Genomic DNA, 18,284 nt, shown 5'->3' with positions numbered 1-18,284 from the left:
GACGGCCGAGGTCACCGTCATACGAGGCGGACGCCGTGCGCGGCGAGATAGCGGACCGGATCGATGTCCGAGCCGTAGCCGCGCCCTGCCCGCACCTCGAAGTGCAGATGCGGGCCGGTGGAGCGGCCGGTGTTGCCGGAGAGGCCGACCCAGGTGCCGGGACGGACGACGGCGCCGGTCGTCACATGGATCTCCGACAGATGGGCGAAGAGGGTGTACTTGCCGTCGGGCATCCGGACCGTCACCGCCTTGCCGTAGGCACCGGCCCATCCCGCGAAGACCACCGTCCCAGGACCGACCGAGCGCACCGGGGTGCCCTCGGGGACAGCCAGATCGACACCGGTGTGGTGACCTGCCGCCCAGTTGCCCCTGACGCCGTACGGCTGCGAGACCCGCACGCCCGGATGGACCACCGGGCGCACCCATTGCACGCCCGCCCCGGCCCCCGCGTCCTGCCCCGCCTCGGAGGACGAGGGCGGGGGCGGGGGCGAGGGCTCCCGGGAGGGAGCGGCCGTGGGCGGCCCGGAGGACTGGGAGGGAGCGGCCGTGGGCGGCCCGGAGGACTGGGAGGGAGCGGCTGTCGGCCCGGGGGGCTGCGGCGCGGACGCCTCGGGGGTCGGCGCCGCGGATGTCGGCGAAGGGGCGGAGGTGGGGCCGGACGCGGGGCCCGGGGTGAGGGTGGAGGCGGGGGTGTCCGGCGGCGGTGTGGCGGACACCGGGAAGGGGCTGAGGACGGCGGGGAAGGCGAGGAGGGCGGCGGTTGTCAGGGCGAAGCGGATCGGACGAGGAGCGCGGCGGCGTGCTGCCGCGCCCGTCCGCGTGGTGCCGGTCCCGGTGCGAGCCATGTCTGTGATGCAACGGCCGGGCCGGGCCCGGCGCATCCGGAGCGCGCCCCATGGGGTGAGGTGATCCCCCGTCAGGAGGAGGCACGGGGCACCAGTTCGGTGGCCAGCACCCGGTGCTGGGCGTCGCCCTCTCCCCGCGCCGGTCCGCTACCGGCGGAGCCGGTGGGGGAGGCCGCGCCGGTACCCGGGGCGCCCGGCGTCCACTTGCCCAGCAATTGCAGCAGCACCCTGGCCATCTCCCGTCCCATGTCGGCGATCGGCTGGCGGACGGTGGTCAGCGGCGGGTCCATATGACGGGCCACGACCGAGTCGTCGAAGCCGACGAGTGCGACGTCGTCCGGCACCGACCGGCCCGCCTCGCGCAGCGCGCGCCGGGCCCCGGCGGCCATCACGTCGGAGGCGCAGAAGACGGCGTCGAGTCCGGGCGCCCGCTCCAGCAGCTGCCGCATCGCACGGTCCCCGCCCTCCTCGGTGAAGTCGCCGCACACCAGCAGATCCGCCGCCACGGGCCGGTCCGCCCGGTGCAGCGCCTCGCGGTAGCCGTCGGTGCGGCAGCGTGCCGCGTACACGTCCGCCGGGCCGGTGATCGTGGCGATCGTCTCGCGCCCGCGGGCCAGCAGATGGTCGACGGCCGAGCGGGCGCCGCCGGTGTTGTCGCAGTCCACGTAGGGCAGCGGTTCGGCGGCGCGGCGGCGGCCGCCGAGCACGGCGGGGATCTCGGAGCGGGCCAGCAGGTCCGGCAGGGTGTGGTCGGCGTGTACGGACACGAGCAGCACTCCGTCGATGCTGTGGGCCGCCGCGTACTGCGCGAAGCGGTCGCGCTCCTTGCGGCCGCGCAGCAGGGTGAGCAGCAGCTGCATGTCGGCCAGGGCGAGTTCGGCGCTGATGCCGCGCACGATGGCGGGGAAGTAGGGCTCGGTGAAGAACCGGGACTCCGTTTCGGGGACCACCAGTGCGACGGTGTCCGCGCTGCCCGCCGCGAGTGCGCGGGCCACCCGGTTGGGGACGTACCCCAGTTCGGCCACGGCGTCCTCGACGGCCGCGCGGGTGCGGTCGCTGACCCGCGGCGAGCCGTTGATGACGCGGGAGACGGTGCCGCGGCCCACCCCGGCGCGGCGCGCCACCTCCTCCAGGGTCGGCCCGGACTGCGCGGTCCTGCGGGCCCGTCCGCCGCGCACTGCTGCCATGGTGCCCTCCCCGTGCCGCGAGCCCGGGCCCCGTGGGAACCGGGCGAGGGGAACATTCAACTACAACCGGGCCGGGCAGCAGGAGGGTGCGGGCGAAGGGCGTCAGCGCATGGGTGGCCGGGGCGGACCCGCCGGTGTCTCACTCCCCCAGGCGGCTCAGCGCCTCCATGGCCGCGCGCTCCAGGCGTGAAAGCTCGCACAGGACGGTACTCGCCTGTGCGAGGCACTGCGCGTCGCCCGACTCACCGGCCTTCGCGATCAGTGCCGCGGCCTCCGTCCACAGGGTGGCTGCCTCGGTGTACAACCGGTGACCGGTGCGCAGATGGCTGCTGTCGAGCAGCTGGGTGCACTCGCCGAGGAAGTCGCGGTAGAGGTTGCGGAACAGGGCGCCGCCGGTGCCGGCCTTCTCCATCAGGAGGGCCGCCTGGGGCAGGTCCCGCTGCGGCGCGTCGGTGCGCTGGAGCCAGGTGCGTACCCGCTTGCCGGCCTTCTCGATGCCTCGGTGGCCGAGGTTGGCGATGGGCGGATCGAGGAAGGCTTCGGCGCAGGCGGTGATGGCGGGGACGATCCGGCTCGACAAGGAGGGCGGGTTCCTCGAAACGGTGAGGGTGAACGACCGGTGCTTGGCGGCCATCGGGCCGCGCGCGGCTCTCGCCCGGGCGAGGCTGGTCAAGCTGGTGGACACCGCTCCGCCTTGCTGGTCGGTGTCGACCAGATGGGCGTACTGGTCGTCGTAGCCGTACATGGCGACGACATGGCCGCCGAAGTGCACCTTCGAGGAGAAGTACTCCAGGTGGTAGCTGTCGAGCTGCAGTCCGACGGGGCGGTCGGCGCCGAGGGAGGCTGCCACGTTCTGCCATGCCCTGCGGGGGGAGGTCGTCTCCTGGACCTGGAGGTCGAGACCGAGCCCGGCGGCCAGGTTCCTGGTGAGAACGAAGGGTTTGACCCGCCCGCCGAGGAAGGGGAAGCCCATGTTCTTGCTGTCCCAGTAGATGAAGGACAGGCCGGAGCCGAGGCCGAAGAGCATGGGCTCGGACAGATCGATTCCCTGGTGCCGCAGCAGTACCCCCAGGGCTGTCGTCTCGCAGTGCTGCATACCGCGGGTGTCGACGCCCTTCACCGAGATCATCGCCATGCCCTCCTGAACGGAACGGTCGGAATACGGCGTGCCTGCTCGGGCGCGACATGGCCGGAGCCGCAGCCGGTGCCCGCGTCGGCCGGAGCCGGTGACCGCACGCGTCGTGCATGGTGGACCCTCCCACAGTGGGAGAGTCCACCGGGCGCACTCGATGAGGCGGAAGGAGACGGGGCGCGACGGTGAGTGTGGGGGTGGGTACCGTCGCGCCCCGCCGGTGGGGGGTGGCTGTTGGGGTGGCCGTGGGGGGTGGCCGCAGAAGGGCCGGGTCAGCCGGCGAACGCCTTGCTGAAGTCGAAGGGGCTCTGCTCGATGCTGGAGCAGGTCGGGTCCGCCTGGTCCTTGGGGCCGCCGGGGCACGGCTTGTCGCGGGTGCCCGACCACATGGAGACCCAGCCCATGCCGTGCTCGTCGGCGAACGCGCGCACCTCCTTGGCGTCCTCGGGCCTGAAGACCTCGACACTGACGTCGTTGACGCCGATCATCGGGGTGATGGCCAGCGCCTTCCACGCGGCGTCGTCGTCCAGGCCGAGCGCCGTGGCGACCTGCTCGTGGGAGGCGGTGGCGGCCTGGGTGGCGTACTCGCCCATGTCGCCGTCGTAGGAGGGGCCGTAGTCCATCGCCATGATGTTGACGGCCGACACCTTCACCCCGTTGGCCTTGGCGTTCTTCAGCAGTGCGACGCCCGGCCGGGTGAGCCCCTCGGGCATCACCGGCAGGGTGTAGGAGACATCCAGGTCCTGGTGGCTCTTCTGGAGCGCGGCGACGGCCTTGGCGCGCCGCTCGTTGGCCTCGGTGTCGGGCAGGGCGGCGCCCTCGATGTCCAGGTCGATCTTCTTCAGGTCGAAGGTGTCGATGACCTTCCCGTACGCCTTGGCCAGCTCCGCCGCGGAGTCGCAGGCCACGCCGAGCTCGGAGCCGTTGGCGCCGCCGAAGGAGACCCGGACGTCACCGCCCTCGGCGCGCAGCTCGGGTATCTGCCCGGCGACCGGGTTGTCGGTCAGCTCCTGGGTGCCGCCCCACTTGGGGACACACCCGCCGCCGCTGGTGACGAAGGCGAGGTTGTACTCCTTCACACCGGTCTTCCCGGCGCTCTCCAGCAGGTCGTAGGAGGGCTGGAGCGAGGTGTCGACGTACGGCGCGAACGGCGTGCCCGCGGCGTCGGCCGCCTTCTGGTCCGCCGGCTCCTCGCCCGCCGTCGCGTTGCCCGCGAGCAGGAAGCCGCCGCCCGCCACGAGTGCCACGGCCGCGGCACCCGTGACCGCCTTGGTGGTGCGGCTGGTGCGTCGACGGTGGCCTGCTGTGTTCGTCGTCTTCATCGTCGGGTCGCTGCCTCGTTCTGTGGGGGATGGGGACGGGCAGCACGTTACTGACGGGCAATCGGGCAAACGCCGCGTTGCGGACTTCCGCCGTTGTCCTTAGGGCGCTCTTAAGGCAGCGGAAAGGGCCGCCTTAAGGGGGCGGGCCGAAGGCGGACACCGCGGCGGGCCGGGGCCTGCCACCGTGCCGTTGCTCCGTTCGCCGCACACTTCAGCCACTCCGTGGAGTGAGGGTGCGGCGCTGGTCGGAAAGTCACAACGACGCGGCCTCGATCCCTGTGCCTGGATGGTGCGCAAGTTGTCTGTCTCCTGGAGGAAGAACACCATGCTCCGTTACGTGACCACGGCCGCCTGCGCCGCCGCACTCGTCCTGGGCGGCGCCTCCGCCGCCGCCGCCGACGCCGGTGCCCAGGGCGGCGCCGCCAAGTCGCCGGGTGCGCTCAGCGGTAACGTCGTCCAGGTCCCCATCCACCTTCCGATTCAGGTGTGTGGCAACACCGTCGACATCATCGCCCTGCTGAACCCGGCCATGGGCAACGCCTGCGTCGCCAAGTAGGCCGCGGCGGATCACGACGCCGCCGGGTCCGGCCCGTCCCACGGGCCGGACCCGGCGGCAGTCGTATGCGCGTCCCCCGGGGGCCGGTCCGGGGGGCCGGTTCCCCTGGAGGCGGCCTCAGCCCGGCCGTTCGGCCGTCCGCCCCCGGCGGCGGGCACGTCGGCCGCCGCGCGGCCGGCGTGCGGTGCCGTTCCGCAGCGCCAGCCAGACCCGCACCTCCGTACCGCCGAGCACCGAGCGGCCCAGCCGGACATCGCCGCCGGTGGACTCCGCGACGCGGCGCACGATGTCCAGGCCCAGCCCTGTGGAGCCGGGGCCACCGGCGCCGTGGCCGCGGCGCAGCGCGGCCCGGGGGTCGGCGATCCCGGGCCCCGCGTCGGAGACCAGCACGATGACGGCCTCGCTGCCGGGGCCGCCGCTGTGCAGGTCGACGGAGAAGGCGGTGCCCTCGGGGGTGTGCCGGAAGACGTTGCCGAGCAGGGCGTCGACGGCGGCGGCGAGTTCGGCCCGGGCGACCGGCACCCGCACCGGCCGCTCGACTCCCGCGACCCGCGCCTCGCGCCCCTCGTCCTCGGCCAGCGCCGACCAGAAGGCCATCCGGTCCCGGATCACCTCGGCCGCGTCGGAGGCGGCCGAGTGCCCCGCGCCCGGCGACTGGGCGCGCTGCTCGCGGGCCGTACTGATGATCCGGTCCACCTCGCCCTCCAACTGCGCGACGGCGGCCCGCGTCTGGTCGGCGGCGTCGCCCTCCCCCAGTGAGGCCGCGTTGAGCCGCAGTACGGTCAGCGGGGTGCGCAGCCGGTGCGAGAGGTCGGCGGCCAGCTCCCGCTCGTTGGCCAGGAGCTGGACGACCTGGTCGGCCATGGAGTTGAAGGCGACGGCGGCCGACCGCAGCTCGGTCGGCCCGTCCTCCGGCACCCGGACGTCCAGTTCGCCCTCGCCCAGGTCGTGCGCGGCGCCCGCGAGCCGCTCGGCGGGCCGCACCATCCGGGTACCCAGCCGGTCGGCGACCGCGACCGAGCCGATGACCAGCGCGACACCGACCCCGGCGAGCACCATCCAGGAGGTGGCCACCCCGCGGGTGACCTCTTCGTCGGGTACGAAGACCTCCACGACGGCGACCTTTCCGCCCGCGACGGCGGTGGGGCGCAGCAGCGCGTAGCCGCCCGCGACCTCGACGGTGGAGGCCCGCCCGAGCCGCTGCGCCGCGGCCAGCCGGTCCTGCGGGGCGCGGCTGTGCCCGACGCGCAGCTCGCCGTGCTCGCCGCCTGCGCCGCGCTCGCCGCCGCTGCTGCCCGCGCTGTCGCTCTTGCTCCTGCTCCTGCTCTCGGGGGCGCTGCCGGTGCCGTTGCTGCCGCTTCCGCCCTCGGCGCCGGCTGCGGACTCCCCGGCCGGTACATGGACGGCGATCCTGCCCTCCGCGCCCGCCTGGGTGATGGCGACGGCGCGCTGCAGTTCGCCGCGGTCCCGGGTGATGGCCAGCGCGGGGCCGATGGCGGAGGCCTGCCGTTCGGCACCCGCGAAGGCACGGTCCCGTGCGGTCTCCCTGACGACCAGTGCCAGCGGCACGGCGAAGGCCACCACCACCATCACCGTCACGGCGAGGCAGACCTTCACCAGCGCCCACCTCACGGGCAGCCGCCTCTCACGCCGGGCCGCCCCTCATATGCGCCCGCCCTCGCCCTGCGGCGGCTCCAGCTTGACGCCGACGCCGCGCAGGGTGTGCAGATAGCGCGGCCGGGCAGCCGTCTCCCCCAGTTTCCGCCGCAGCCATGACAAATGCACATCGATGGTCTGATCGTCCCCGTACGAGAGCTGCCACACCTCGGCCAGCAACTCCTTGCGCGGGACGACGACGCCCGGCCGCCCCGCCAGATAGGCGAGCAGATCGAACTCCCGGCGCGTCAGATCCAGCACCACACCGTCCAGTTGGGCCATCCGGCGCTGCGGGTCGACGACGAGTCCGCCCACCCGCAGCACGGCGTCCCCGCCGCTGTCCCCGCTCCCGCCGAACTCGCCGGTGGTACGGCGCAGCACGGCCGCCATCCGGGCGGACAGGTGCGCCACCGAGAACGGCTTGACCAGGTAGTCGTCCGCGCCCGCGTTGAGCAGCCGGACGATCTCCGCCTCGTCGTCGCGCGCGGTGGCGATGATCACGGGGACGTCCGTGACGCCGCGCAGCATCTTCAACGCCTCCGCGCCGTCCAGATCCGGCAGCCCCAGATCGAGGATGACCACGTCGAACCCGACCTGCGCGACCTCGCGCAGGGCCTCCAGCGCCGTGCCCACGCTGCGGACCGTGTGGGCGGCCTCGGTGAGGTGCCGGATGAGGGCGGAGCGCACGAACTGGTCGTCCTCGACCACGAGCACACTTGCCATGGGCGGAACCGTACGACATTCCGACGGGCTCTAGGCTGACGGGGATGCAGCGCCCCCGACGACTCCCCAGACCCCGCTGGCTGCACATCGGCGCGTGGACCCTGGCCACCGGCGCCGCCACCACACTGTCCTGGTTCGGCGTCCACACGGTGCTGAACGACACCACCTACGAACCGCCCCGCGCGCTGCCCGTCCCGGACGGGAGCGCCGAGCGCCCCACGCCCCGGGCCTCCTCCACCCACCGGCCGAGGCCGACCCCCTCCCCCACCGCCGGCCCCTCGCAGAGCCCCACCCGGAAACCGCGGACCAGCGCCGCCACCGGCCCCCGTCCCAGTACGGACGGCCCCGCCCGGGACGCACACACCGGGCAGGTCGAAGGCACGGCCGTACGCGGCGGCAGAGCCGTCTTCGACCTGGGCGGCGAGGAGGGCGCGCTGGTGTCCGCGACACCCGACCCCGGCTGGCGCATGAAGGTCTGGCACGCGCCCGGCTACATCCGTGTGACCTTCACCGACGGGACGGTGTCCTCCTCGGTCTTCTGCCGCTGGGACGACGCGGAGCCGCGGATCGAGACGTACGACGGATAGCCACCGGGCAGCCCGCGTCAGGCGGTCCTAGCCGAACGTCCCCTCGGGTGGTGGCGGGGAGGCCGTCGCCGTCGCGTCGGTCACCGGACCGGCTCCGGCCGTGAAGGCGTCCAGGGCACGCCCCGCCTCCACCCGTCCGGGGTGCGCATCGCCTGCCGTGCGCCGGGTCAGTTCGGCGACCGGAAGCTCACCGTCGGCCGCCAGCAGCACGCTGTTGCCGAACCGGCGGCCGCGCAGCACGGCGGGGTCGGCGAGCACGCAGCGCTCCGCGAAGACCGCGCCCGCCGTGGCGATCTGGGCGCGCAGATGGCGCAGCGGCGCACCGTCCGCGATGTTGGCGGCGTACCATCCGGCGGGCTGCAGCACCCGCCGCACCTCGTGCAGGAATTCGACGCTGGTGAGGTGCGCCGGGGTGCGGGCGCCGCTGAAGACATCGGCGATCACGAGGTCCGCCCACGCCTCGGGCAGCCGGCCCAGGCCCTCGCGCGCGTCGCCGCCGCGCACCCGGATGCGCCAGCCGCGCTCCAGGGGCAGATGCTCACGCACCAGCCGGGTCAGCTTCTCGTCCACCTCGACCACCTGCTGGGTGGAGCGCGGCCGGGTGGCGGCGACATACCGCGCCAGCGTCAGGGCTCCGCCGCCCAGGTGCAGGACCTGCGCCGGGCGGCCGGGCGGCGCCAGCAGGTCCACCAGGTGGCCGAGGCGGCGCTGGTACTCGAAGCCCAGGTGCGTGGGGTCGGCGAGGTCGACATGTGACTGCGGCGCTCCGTCCAGCAGCAGCGACCGGGCGTGCGGGCGGTCGGGGTCGGACACCAACGAGGCTGTGCCGCCGTCGACTTCGGCGACGACGACAGCACTGCCGCGCCGCTTGTCGCGCGCCTTGTCGTGCCGTCCGCCGCCTCGTGCCATGCACCCATTGTCCGGCACTTTCCGCAGGTACCCCACACGAGTGGTTTTCCGGCCGCCGCCGCGCGCCTGGAGGGTCGATCTCCCCATGTCCGGTAGGGTCCGGCCGCCTTTGCCCGGTATCCACACGGACAATATGGAAAGTGCGGAATTCTTGATTTCGCCTTTGCCGTCCCACGATTCTCTCTTTTGTCGCTCCTGAATCGAGCGATCGGCTCTGTCGGCCGTGCGACTGAGGAAAGAGAAAAGGAATGAAAGTTCGGAATTCCCTGGCTGCGCTGGGCATGAGTGCGGTACTCGCACTCGGGGTCGGCGGGGCGGTGGCCCCCGCGACCGCCGCGGCCTCGCCCGCCACGGCGACCACCACGGCGCCCGGTGTGGCGGCCAACGCCGACTACGCGAGCAAGGACCTCAAGAACGGCCGCACCCAGCGCGGCAAGGCGACGCCGGCCGGCAAGGCCGGTGACGCCCGGCCGCCGGCCCGGTCCTCGCTGCGCTGCTGGAACCCCCACCTGTCGGGGCGGGTCTTCGCGGTGTCCTGCTCCGGCCGGGCCTTCCGGGTCTTCGTCGACTGCTCGAACCGGGTCCGGTACATCACGCCCGTCCTGTCCGGCAGCAAGCGCGTGACCATGGTGTGCCCGGCCGGTACCCGGGCGCTGCGCGGCGGGGCGTTCGGCCGCTGAGCCGACTCGTCACGGTGGGGCTGCCCAGCGTCCGCGCCGGACGCCGGGCAGCCCTTCGGCATGTCCCGCTCCCGGCTACACCCGGGACGGCTGCACCCGGCCGGCGGCGGCGATGGTGCGGGCCGCCTCGCCGAGGGCGGCGCGCAGTTCCGCGGGCTCGGTCGCGTGCGCGTAGGCACCCTCCGGCGGCACCAGCCACCCGGTGCCGGCCACCGGCGGCTCGCCCGAGGCGCTGCGGGCCCCGGCCCCCTGTCCGCGCGGCTGCGTACAGGTCCCGTACGTCTGCGTACAGGCGCTGCCGGGCAGGTCCCAGCCGTCGGCGGTGCCGGGCGGGACGAGGAAGCCGAGGGTGTCACCCGCGCGGTCGTGCAGCACAGGGCCGACGCCGTCGCGGAGCCGGAGGATGTCCACGGCCTCGAGCCCGTGCCGGGCGGGCACGGTCACCAGGTCGCAGGGGCCGGGCACACGCCCGGCCGGACTGCCGCTGCCTACGCCAGTGTCCAACAACTCAGACCCCTCCTCGCGGTCGCTGTGCATCGTTCAACGGCTGTCCTTGTCAACGGCTACGGTGGCGAACCAGCGCATTGGATGGCGTTTCATGGCAGAAGCAGGGTGAGATATCCCGTTTGTAGCCAAACACTGGGTGTCGGAGCCGTCACAGCCGGTACGTTTCCGCCATGGCGTCGTCACCCTCAACGTCACCAGTTCCGCAGCACCGCCCCAACACCGCTTTCCGGGCACTGAGGGGGCATCTCTCTCCGGGAGAGTTCGCGGCGAACGTACGCCGCTCCGCTCGCGAGATCGGTGAGCAGGTCTCGTGCGACGCGCGCTACATCGGCCGCGTCGAGTCCGGGGAGATCAGGTGCCCCAACTACGCCTACGAGCGGGTGTTTCTGCACATGTTTCCGGGCTACTCGCTGACGGACATGGGCTTCGCACCCCGGGAGTCCGTACGTGGTCGTGCGGCACGTGCTCGCGGGGCGCGTGGCGATGGACAAGCGCCCCGACAATCCCCTGCACGCTCCGACGACCCCGCACTCCCCCAACTTCCCCCGTTCACCATCCATCCCGACAGCACCGGTCTCACCGAATTCCCCAACTGTCCCGAGTACGACGAGGAGAGCGACGTGCTACGTCGCGCTTTCATGACGGGCGGTCCGGCCGCCCTCGCCACCGCCTCGCTGAGCGGTGCCGCGCCCAGCGCCTGGGCCGCCCATCCGGCGCCCCCCACCGCGCCCGGCCACGCACACGTGGGAGCCACCGAGGCCGGTGCCGTCGAGAACGCCGTACGCCGGATCCGGCTGCTCGACGACCGGCACGGCGGCGCCGGGCTCTACCGCCAGGCCACCGGCTCCCTGCGCGCCGCCTACGAGTTGCTCGACACCGGCGCGCACCGCCAGGCGGTGACCGACAGACTGCACGCCGGCGCGGGCGAACTCGCCATCTCCGTGGGGTGGCTGGCCCACGACTCGGGCCGCTACGGCGACGCCCGCTCGCACTACGCCGAAGCACTGGCGACCGCCCGGGTCGCCCAGGACCCCGCACTGGAGGCGCACGCCTTCTGCAACACCGCCTTCCTCGCCCGGGACGCGGGACGCCCCCGCGAGGCCGTACGCGCCGCGCAGGCGGGCCAGCACGCCGCCAAGCACCTGGGCTCGCACCACCTGCTGTCGCTGCTCGCGCTGCGCGAGGCGGGCGGCTGGGCGGGGCTCGGCGACCGCGCGGGCTGCCGACAGGCGCTGGCGCGGGCCCAACAGCTGTTCGCGAAGGGGCCGTGCGACAACGACCCGGAGTGGATGAGCTTCTTCGGCGAGGCCGAACTGGAAGGCCTGGAAGCACAGTGCTGGTCGGCGCTGGGCATGTGGGACCGCGCCGCCGACCACGCCGAGCGGGCCGTGCAGCTCCAGGACCCGCACTTCACCCGCAACCGCGCACTGTTCACCGCCGAACTCGCGGGCGACCTCGCCGCCCAGGGCGAGCCGGAGGCAGCGGCAGCCGCGGGATCGCGTGCGCTCGACTTCCTCGGCCCGGTCCAGTCCACCCGGATCAGCGCCATGCTGCGCGCTGCCGCCGACCGCTTGCGGAGTTGTCGCGGGGCGCCTGGGGTTGCCGCCTTCCTCTCGCGCCAGGCGGCAACGGCCTGAGGCCGAACGCCTACGTACCTCGCAATGGGGGCTGCGCCTGTCGGCCCTGCTCCCCTGGGGGTATCCCGGCCGAAGGCTGGGGGACTTCCGCCGGGAGGTGCCCCCACAGCCACGGAGCACCCGCAGTCCGCGACGGGCGGGGCAGGGGCACCCTCATCGGAAGCGTCCAGTCTGTGGAAGCGTCCAGTCAGTCCAAGTGGCCCGTGTCGTTCCACCGTTCGACGGCGGGGTCGCCGTAGGCCCAGCCGAGGATGGAGAGCGAGGCGGGGTCCAGCCGCAGTCGGGCGGCGAAGGACGGGTCGTAGCCGAGCCAGCGGGCGCCGAGCACCCGCAGGATGTGGCCGTGGGCGAAGACCAGCACATCGCGATCGGCCGAGCGTGCCCAGCGCACCACCTCGTCGGCGCGGGCGCCCACCTCGGCCAGGCTCTCGCCGCCGGTCACCCCGTCCCGCCAGATGAACCAGTCGTCCCCGGCGCGCTCGCGGATCGCCTGCGAGGTGAGCCCTTCGTAGTCGCCGTAGTCCCACTCCATGAGCGCGTCCCACCGCGGGGCGCCCTCGAAACCGGCCAGCTCGCAGGTCTCGCTCGCACGGGAGAGCGGGCTGGTGCACACCTCGACGCCGGGCAGCCCGTTCCAGGGCGCGCGGTGCAGCCGCTCGCCCAGCAGCTTCGCCGTCCGGCGGCCCTCGTCCAGCAGCGGTACGTCCGTCCGGCCGGTGTGCTGCCCGGTCGTCGACCACTCGGTCTGACCGTGCCGGACGAGGAGGATGCGCGGTGCCATAGGGACCTCTCGGACGTGCTCGACGGTGCTCCGGTCTGTCCGGAAGCCACTGTTCCATCTTCGCGCAGGCCACCAGGAGGCGATCGGGCGGGGGCGCGTTGCCGACATGGGGAGGCGCGTTGTCAGCGGAGGATGCGAGACTTCCGCGGGTACCGCACCCTCCCCCGAGGCCACAGCCGATGACTAGCTCCTCGCTACCGAAGCAGACACCGCCGCAGGGCACCGCGCCGGCCGACCGGCAGGCCACGGTGCAGCGGCTCGCCGAGCTGCGCGGCGGGCCCGACGTACCGCAGCGCCCGCTCGACGCGCGGGCGCTGGCCGCGCTGGCCGCCAATCCCGGCTGTCGGCGCCGCGCCCTGCTGGACGGCGCGGGCGTCGACAAGAGCGCGGTGGCCCACGCCCTGGGCTCGCCCGCGCCGTTCGGCCAGTCGCAGTTCGCGCTGGTGCGCGGAAACGCGTTCGAGGCGGCTGTGAAGGCGGACGGCGGCGAGGTGCTGCTCGCGCTGCTGTGCGAGCACACCGGCGCGGCCCGTCCGGACCCGGCGGAGGTCACCGTGCCGCAGCTGACCGCCGACGGCCCGGCCGGGCGGGCGTTCCGCACCCGGCAGGCGCTGATCGAGGCGGACGGCGGCCGATGGACGCTGCTCGATCACCCGCTGCTGGCGCTGGAGGTGGCCGGGTCGACGGCGTATCTGGAGCCGGACGCACTGGCCGTCCATCCCGACGGCACCGTGTCCATCATCGAGATCAAGTCGTTCCCGATCCTGGACGGTTCGGCCGACCCGGTGAAGGTCGGCGCCGCCGCCCGGCAGGCGGCGGTGTACGCGCTCGCGCTGGAAGGGCTGCGTACGGTGCGCGAGAGCGCGCTGCTGGTGTGCCCGAAGGACTTCTCCAACCTGCCCACCGGCGGACTGCTCCAGCTGCGCAAGCAGATCGCCGCCACCCGGCGCCAGCTGCGGCGGCTGACCCGGTTGGAGGAGATCGCCGCCGAACTGCCCGAGGGCGTGCACTTCGCGCCGGACCAGGAACCGGCGGCGCTGACGGCGGCCGTCGAGTCGGTGCCCGCCGCCTACGCGCCCGAGTGCCTGTCCACCTGCGAGCTGGCTTTCCACTGCCGCGACCGGGCCAGGTCCGCCGGTGACGTGGTGGCGCTCGGCCGCTCGGTGCGCGGCGAGCTGGGCGGGCTGACGACGGTGGACGAGGTGCTCGCGGCGGCCTCCGGCGATCCGGACAACGCCGCCGCGAAGGACCCGGCCGCCGCGACGCTGCGCCGCGCGGCGGCACTGCGCGCCGAGGCCCTGGCGGCGGCGGAGCCGGCGACCGCGCCGGGCCCGGAGGCGCGCTGATGTCGCTGCTGAGCGCGTTGGCGCGGATGGAGGCCGCCGCGTGCGGACGCGCGCGGCCGGTGGCGACCGTGCGCCACCGGCATCTGGCCACGAACCCGCTCGTCCTCGTCCCGTTGACGACTGCCGGTGAGAACGGCGCCCCCCTGGGGGTGATGCTGGGCACCGACCGGTCGGCGCCCGAGGTGTTCACCGTGCCGCAGCCGCGCGACCGCGATCTGCGGTTCGCGTTCCTGGGGCGGTTGGCGGAGGCGATGCTGCCGCACCTGGAGTCCTGCCAGGACGAGGTGGAGCTGGTCGAGCGCAAGGAGACCGACCCGGAGACCGGCAAGCGCGTCACCGTCGAGGCGGAGCTGTGCGCCGACGCGCCGCAGGTGCTGGTGCCCACCGGGCCCGGCGTGGACTTCGTACGGCTGCTGGGGCGCTCGATGCGGTTCCGGCGCACCGCGGAGGAGGACCCCGGAGCCGAGCACCCGGCGCCGCCCCGGGTGCCGCTGCTGGGTCGCTGGCTGACGCACTACGGCGAGCGGGCCCGGGTGCCGGGCTCCTCGCTGCTGCTGTCGATGACGGGGCTGCTGTCGCGGCACTGGGCCACCGGGCAGAGCCAGCTGGAGGACCAGCATCTGGGCGCGCTGCTGGCGTGGCTCGCGCCGCCGGACGGGCTCGGCGGAGCCGAGGCGGCGCTCCGGGCCGAGCTGGGCCGGGACGCGCGCGGGCAGCTGCTGGTGCCTCCGGCCGGACCGGCGACCGATCCGGCGTTCGACAACGAACTGCTCGCCCCCGCCATCGCGCGCTACGACAAGGGCGTGCCGGGCGCCGCGCAGGAGGTGCACGAGTTGGTGGCCTCCCAGCTGCGCCCCACCTGGGAGGCGATGTGGCAGGGCGTCGATCTGCTGCGCGCCCTGCCCGAGGCCGCACATGTGCCCGACAGATGGCGGCGCGACCGGCAGTCCTACACCCACCACCGGGACCGGCTGCGGGCCGCCGAGCCGCCCCAGCCGCGCCGGGACGACGCGGTGACGGCGGCGCGCAAGCTGGCCATGCGCGAGCAGCGGCAGGCCGAGCTGGACGCACAGGAGGCGCTGGACGACCCGCTGGTGATGGCCGTACGCCGGCTGGCGGGCGAGGCCTTCCTGGCGGAGGTGCTGGAGGTGGAGATGGCGTACTCGGACGGCAAGCGGCCCTCGCCCCGCCCCTTGGTGACGGTGCACACCCAGGACGTCCCGCTGCTGTCCGACGGGGACAAGCTGCACCGGCAGCTGCCGACCGGGGCCCAGCAGCGGGCCGAGCTGGTGGAGATGGCCGGCCCGGGAGAGTACGTGCTGCGGCTGGTCGGCGGGATGGGCCGGGGCAAGGAGCCGGCGCCGGGCACGGTGCCGGAGAAGGGCGATCTGATGTGCTGGACGCTGTTCGAGCACGCGCCGCGCGGTGGGCCGGGGCTGCCCGAGCCGGAGGAGACGCCCTGGACGCACGGCGGTCCGCCCGGTGAGCCGAGCGCGGAGCGCCCCGACCCGGTGACCGCGGAGGACGTGCTGTGACAGCGATCGTGGAGCCGTCCGGGGCCGTGGCTCCGGCCGAGCGGGCGGCCGACCCCGGCCGGGCCGCCGCCGCGGCCACCGAGGCGATCCTGGCCGACACGCTGGACGGCGCGCACCGGGGCGTGGTGGTGGACTCGCCGCCCGGCGCGGGCAAGTCCACCCTCGTGGTGCGCGCGGCACGCGAACTGGCCGCCGCAGGGCACCCGCTGATGGTCATCGCACAGACGAACGCACAGGTGGACGACCTGGTGGACCGGCTGGCGACGGCCGACCCGCAGCTGCCGGTGGGGCGGCTGCACAGCAGTGAACCCAGGCCGTACGACCCGATGCTGGACCGCCATCCGTCCGTGCGGACCTCCGCGAAGCCGGCCGATCTGGCGGGGCAGGACATCGTCGTCTCCACGGCGGCCAAGTGGGCCTGGGTGTCCGCGGAGGAGCCGTGGCGGCACGCGATCGTCGACGAGGCGTACCAGATGCGCTCGGACGCGCTGCTGGCGGTGGCCGGGCTGTTCGAGCGGGCGCTGTTCGTGGGCGACCCCGGCCAGCTCGACCCGTTCAGCCAGGTCGGGGTCGAGCAGTGGACGGGCCAGCCGCACGACCCCTCGACCAGCGCGGTCAGCACCCTGCTGGCGCACAACCCGGCGCTGCCGCAGCACCGGCTGCCGGTCTCCTGGCGGCTTCCGGCGTCGGCCGCCGAGCTGGTGTCGGACGCCTTCTATCCGTACACCCCGTTCCGCAGCGGCACCGGGCCGGGCGACCGCCGGCTCTCCTTCGCGGCCCCGGCCGACGGTTCGCCCGTCGACGCGGTGCTGGACGAGGCCGCCGACGCCGGCTGGGGCCTGCTGGAGCTGCCGGCGGCCCGTACGCCGCGTACGGACCCGGAGGCGGTCGGGGCCGTCGCCCGGCTGGTGCACCGGATGCTGGAGCGCGAGGGAGGTACGCGCAGCGAGCGGGACGGCGGCGCCGACGGCCCGGGGTCGGCGCTGTCGGCCGACCGGATCGCGGTGGGCACGGCGCACCGCGACCAGGCGGCGGCGGTCCGCGCGGCGCTGGCCGAGCTGGGCGGGGTGAACGGCGCCGCCGCCGAGGTCACCGTGGACACCGCCAACCGGCTCCAGGGGCGGGAGTTCGACGTCACCGTCGTACTGCACCCGCTGTCGGGGCGACCGGATGCGACGCGTTTCCATCTGGAGACCGGACGGCTGTGTGTGCTGGCGTCGCGGCACCGGCACGCCTGTGTGGTGGTGTGCCGGGCGGGCGTCGCCGAACTGCTGGACGAGCATCCGGCGACCGAACCCGTGCAGCTCGGCCCCGTCTCCCCGGCGCCGGACGGCTGGGAGGCCCACCAGGCGGTGCTGGCCCGTCTGGCGCGGCACCGGGTCCGGCTGGAGTGAGCTGCCGCGGGCGGTGCGGGCGCGGGGGTACGGAGCGCACAATGGGGGGCGGCCCACGACCTTGGAGGTATGTACATGGCTGAGCCGCACTCGGCTCCGGACCCCTCGCGCTCCTCCGCCGCGGGAAGCGGTGGCGGTGGCCCGCAGTACCGTCGCCCCGCCCCGCTGCTGTTCGAGCCGACCGAGGCGGCCCCCGACGACGAGCACTTCTTCGGTCTGGAGTCGCTCACCGACCCGCAGGAGCTGCTGGACCGTGCGACGGAGCTGGTGCACGCGTTCCGGGCCGCCGCCGACCGGGCGCAGGAGTACCAGGCCGCGGCGGCGGCTCAGCTGGCCGACCCCAAGAAGTTCGACAAGCTGCCGGACTCGGCCATCGCCGACCGCGGGGGCTGGAGCGAGGAGTACGCCCGCAAGATGATCGAGTTCGGCCGGGATCTGCTCAAGGACCGGGTGCCGGGTACCCAGCCGCCCGGCCGGCAGTGAGCGCCCCGGTCGCTGCCCGCACCCGGGCGTCGCAGGTCGGGAGGGTGGCGCCCGGAATATCGATTTTCGCTTCACCGGATCGTGGTGTTAAGGTCTACGACGTCAGCAGGCGCCGCTAGCTCAGTTGGTTAGAGCAGCTGACTCTTAATCAGCGGGTCCGGGGTTCGAGTCCCTGGCGGCGCACAGACAGCCGAAGGCCCCTCGCGCGAGCGGGGGGCCTTCGGCGTTCCCGGCGTCGTGGCCTGCTCTCTCCCCGGAGGCTCTTCCGCATACAGACAGTCGTCAGCACCGCTACCGATAGTTGGACTATCCATCCTGGTTGAGGGAAGGTGCAAGGGCCGCCCGCACAACGGAGAAGGGGAGCCCGATGCGCATCGCGGAGCTGAGCCGACTCAGCGGAGTGCCCGCGCCGACGATCAAGTACTACGTACGGGAGTCGCTGCTGGCGCCCGGCGAGCGCACCAGCCACAACCAGGCACAGTACGACGAGCGGCACGTGGACAGGCTCCGTCTCATCCGTGCCCTGCTGGAGGTGGGCGGGCTGTCGGTCGCCGCCGCACGCGATGTCCTCGCCGCACTGGACAGCCCCGAGACGGGTCGGCACAAGGTGCTGCATGCCGCCCGGCGGACCGTCGCCCCCAGCAGGGTCGGCGGGCACCAGGACGTGGCCGGGCGGCGGGAGGCGGTCGCCGAGATCCGGGCCCTGGCCGAGCGCCAGGGGTGGCAGGTCTCCGAGCAGAGCCCGGCGCTGACGGCCGCCGCGGAGGTGCTGGACGCGCTGCGGCGGCTGGACCAGGACGACTTCGCCGACCAACTGGACGCCTACGCGCGCGCGGCGGACGCCGTGGCCGCCACCGATCTGGAGATCGTCCGCAAACGGCCGGACACCGACGCGATGACCGAGGCGGTCGTACTCGGCAACATACTGGGCGACGCGCTGCTGGCCGCGCTGCGTCGGCTCGCCCAGACGCACAGGTCGGCGGAGCTGTTCGACTGAGCCGGCC

17 protein-coding genes, 1 tRNA gene and 1 pseudogene are annotated in these 18,284 nt (G+C 74.0%); 10 read left to right on the top strand and 9 right to left on the bottom strand.

What is annotated here, in order from left to right; genetic code table 11:
• Positions 1-17: 17 nt before the first annotated feature.
• From JW613_RS35955 to JW613_RS22530, 4 genes and pseudogenes are all read right to left on the bottom strand, one after another.
• Positions 18-845 carry a M23 family metallopeptidase gene (locus JW613_RS35955; protein ID WP_245226123.1) on the bottom strand — a complete coding sequence of 276 codons (828 nt, stop codon included), beginning with the start codon at positions 843-845 and terminating at the stop codon, positions 18-20.
• Between the two features lie 71 nt (positions 846-916).
• Entirely contained in the window at positions 917-2,032 is a 1,116-nt protein-coding gene (locus JW613_RS22540) for a LacI family DNA-binding transcriptional regulator (RefSeq protein WP_209212698.1), read from the bottom strand.
• Between the two features lie 139 nt (positions 2,033-2,171).
• Positions 2,172-3,161 carry a BtrH N-terminal domain-containing protein gene (locus tag JW613_RS22535; protein ID WP_209212894.1) on the bottom strand — a complete coding sequence of 330 codons (990 nt, stop codon included), beginning with the start codon at positions 3,159-3,161 and terminating at the stop codon, positions 2,172-2,174.
• A 275-nt stretch (positions 3,162-3,436) separates the two neighbouring features.
• A pseudogene (locus JW613_RS22530) lies at positions 3,437-4,321 on the bottom strand (chitinase); the annotation flags it as partial.
• A gap of 490 nt (positions 4,322-4,811) precedes the next feature.
• Between JW613_RS22530 and JW613_RS22525 the strand changes: the two are divergent.
• The gene (locus tag JW613_RS22525) at positions 4,812-5,042 is read left to right on the top strand and encodes a chaplin (RefSeq protein WP_209212695.1); all 231 of its coding nucleotides are present in this window, start codon (positions 4,812-4,814) and stop codon (positions 5,040-5,042) included.
• A gap of 117 nt (positions 5,043-5,159) precedes the next feature.
• Here the strand turns inward: JW613_RS22525 and JW613_RS22520 are convergent, their stop codons facing one another.
• Both JW613_RS22520 and JW613_RS22515 read right to left on the bottom strand, forming a co-directional pair.
• Complete coding sequence (locus JW613_RS22520) at positions 5,160-6,674, bottom strand: sensor histidine kinase (protein ID WP_209212693.1); 1,515 nt, start codon at positions 6,672-6,674, stop codon at positions 5,160-5,162.
• 30 nt (positions 6,675-6,704) lie between these two features.
• Positions 6,705-7,421, bottom strand: coding sequence for a response regulator transcription factor (locus JW613_RS22515; RefSeq protein WP_209212691.1), 717 nt, complete (start codon positions 7,419-7,421; stop codon positions 6,705-6,707).
• A gap of 44 nt (positions 7,422-7,465) precedes the next feature.
• Here JW613_RS22515 and JW613_RS22510 point away from each other — a divergent pair, with 44 nt between their 5' ends.
• On the top strand, positions 7,466-8,008 hold the full coding sequence (locus JW613_RS22510) for a superantigen-like protein SSL4 (RefSeq protein WP_209212689.1): 543 nt from the start codon (positions 7,466-7,468) through the stop codon (positions 8,006-8,008).
• Positions 8,009-8,035: 27 nt separating this feature from the next.
• Here JW613_RS22510 and JW613_RS22505 read toward each other — a convergent pair whose 3' ends face one another.
• Complete coding sequence (locus tag JW613_RS22505) at positions 8,036-8,917, bottom strand: spermidine synthase (RefSeq protein WP_209212687.1); 882 nt, start codon at positions 8,915-8,917, stop codon at positions 8,036-8,038.
• A 248-nt stretch (positions 8,918-9,165) separates the two neighbouring features.
• On the opposite strand from JW613_RS22505, the gene JW613_RS22500 reads away from it, so the two are divergent.
• Positions 9,166-9,597 carry a hypothetical protein gene (locus tag JW613_RS22500; RefSeq protein ID WP_245226122.1) on the top strand — a complete coding sequence of 144 codons (432 nt, stop codon included), beginning with the start codon at positions 9,166-9,168 and terminating at the stop codon, positions 9,595-9,597.
• A gap of 75 nt (positions 9,598-9,672) precedes the next feature.
• Here JW613_RS22500 and JW613_RS22495 read toward each other — a convergent pair whose 3' ends face one another.
• Positions 9,673-10,134, bottom strand: a complete 462-nt coding sequence (locus JW613_RS22495; protein ID WP_372447981.1) for a hypothetical protein — start codon at positions 10,132-10,134, stop codon at positions 9,673-9,675.
• Positions 10,135-10,274: 140 nt separating this feature from the next.
• Between JW613_RS22495 and JW613_RS22490 the strand changes: the two genes are divergently transcribed.
• Positions 10,275-11,741 carry an NsdA family TPR-like regulatory protein gene (locus JW613_RS22490; protein WP_209212685.1) on the top strand — a complete coding sequence of 489 codons (1,467 nt, stop codon included), beginning with the start codon at positions 10,275-10,277 and terminating at the stop codon, positions 11,739-11,741.
• A gap of 187 nt (positions 11,742-11,928) precedes the next feature.
• Here the strand turns inward: JW613_RS22490 and JW613_RS22485 are convergent, their stop codons facing one another.
• Entirely contained in the window at positions 11,929-12,522 is a 594-nt protein-coding gene (locus JW613_RS22485) for a histidine phosphatase family protein (RefSeq protein WP_209212683.1), read from the bottom strand.
• 179 nt (positions 12,523-12,701) lie between these two features.
• Between JW613_RS22485 and JW613_RS22480 the strand changes: the two genes are divergently transcribed.
• From JW613_RS22480 to JW613_RS22455, 6 genes are all read left to right on the top strand, one after another.
• Positions 12,702-13,868, top strand: a complete 1,167-nt coding sequence (locus JW613_RS22480; protein WP_209212681.1) for a hypothetical protein — start codon at positions 12,702-12,704, stop codon at positions 13,866-13,868.
• Positions 13,868-15,403: a hypothetical protein gene (locus tag JW613_RS22475; RefSeq protein ID WP_209212679.1), complete on the top strand. Its 1,536-nt coding sequence runs from the start codon at positions 13,868-13,870 to the stop codon at positions 15,401-15,403. Before JW613_RS22480 ends, JW613_RS22475 begins: the two co-directional genes overlap by 1 nt.
• A gap of 5 nt (positions 15,404-15,408) precedes the next feature.
• Positions 15,409-16,797, top strand: a complete 1,389-nt coding sequence (locus tag JW613_RS22470) for an AAA family ATPase (RefSeq protein ID WP_372447988.1) — start codon at positions 15,409-15,411, stop codon at positions 16,795-16,797.
• Positions 16,798-16,872: 75 nt separating this feature from the next.
• Positions 16,873-17,280 (top strand): DUF8844 domain-containing protein, encoded by a 408-nt coding sequence (locus tag JW613_RS22465; RefSeq protein WP_099886527.1) that lies wholly within the window; start codon positions 16,873-16,875, stop codon positions 17,278-17,280.
• Between the two features lie 109 nt (positions 17,281-17,389).
• A tRNA-Lys gene (locus tag JW613_RS22460) sits at positions 17,390-17,463 on the top strand.
• A 184-nt stretch (positions 17,464-17,647) separates the two neighbouring features.
• The gene (locus JW613_RS22455; protein ID WP_209212675.1) at positions 17,648-18,277 is read left to right on the top strand and encodes a MerR family transcriptional regulator; all 630 of its coding nucleotides are present in this window, start codon (positions 17,648-17,650) and stop codon (positions 18,275-18,277) included.
• Positions 18,278-18,284: the final 7 nt, after the last annotated feature.

It is taken from the genome of Streptomyces smyrnaeus (assembly GCF_017676345.1).
Classification (GTDB): Bacteria; Actinomycetota; Actinomycetes; order Streptomycetales; family Streptomycetaceae; genus Streptomyces; species Streptomyces smyrnaeus.
This window is presented reverse-complemented; position numbering and strand designations above follow the sequence as displayed.

Bases quoted from the DNA above. Each gene is read 5' to 3' on its own strand.
- JW613_RS22485 (WP_209212683.1), bottom strand. From the start codon at position 12,522: ATGGCACCGCGCATCCTCCTCGTCCGGCACGGTCAGACCGAGTGGTCG.
- JW613_RS22540 (WP_209212698.1), bottom strand. From the start codon at position 2,032: ATGGCAGCAGTGCGCGGCGGACGGGCCCGCAGGACCGCGCAGTCCGGG.
- JW613_RS35955 (WP_245226123.1), bottom strand. From the start codon at position 845: ATGGCTCGCACCGGGACCGGCACCACGCGGACGGGCGCGGCAGCACGC.
- JW613_RS22525 (WP_209212695.1), top strand. From the start codon at position 4,812: ATGCTCCGTTACGTGACCACGGCCGCCTGCGCCGCCGCACTCGTCCTG.
- JW613_RS22455 (WP_209212675.1), top strand. From the start codon at position 17,648: ATGCGCATCGCGGAGCTGAGCCGACTCAGCGGAGTGCCCGCGCCGACG.
- JW613_RS22465 (WP_099886527.1), top strand. From the start codon at position 16,873: ATGGCTGAGCCGCACTCGGCTCCGGACCCCTCGCGCTCCTCCGCCGCG.
- JW613_RS22515 (WP_209212691.1), bottom strand. From the start codon at position 7,421: ATGGCAAGTGTGCTCGTGGTCGAGGACGACCAGTTCGTGCGCTCCGCC.
- JW613_RS22505 (WP_209212687.1), bottom strand. From the start codon at position 8,917: ATGGCACGAGGCGGCGGACGGCACGACAAGGCGCGCGACAAGCGGCGC.
- JW613_RS22510 (WP_209212689.1), top strand. From the start codon at position 7,466: ATGCAGCGCCCCCGACGACTCCCCAGACCCCGCTGGCTGCACATCGGC.
- JW613_RS22475 (WP_209212679.1), top strand. From the start codon at position 13,868: ATGTCGCTGCTGAGCGCGTTGGCGCGGATGGAGGCCGCCGCGTGCGGA.
- JW613_RS22495 (WP_372447981.1), bottom strand. From the start codon at position 10,134: ATGCACAGCGACCGCGAGGAGGGGTCTGAGTTGTTGGACACTGGCGTA.
- JW613_RS22500 (WP_245226122.1), top strand. From the start codon at position 9,166: ATGAAAGTTCGGAATTCCCTGGCTGCGCTGGGCATGAGTGCGGTACTC.
- JW613_RS22480 (WP_209212681.1), top strand. From the start codon at position 12,702: ATGACTAGCTCCTCGCTACCGAAGCAGACACCGCCGCAGGGCACCGCG.
- JW613_RS22535 (WP_209212894.1), bottom strand. From the start codon at position 3,161: ATGATCTCGGTGAAGGGCGTCGACACCCGCGGTATGCAGCACTGCGAG.
- JW613_RS22490 (WP_209212685.1), top strand. From the start codon at position 10,275: ATGGCGTCGTCACCCTCAACGTCACCAGTTCCGCAGCACCGCCCCAAC.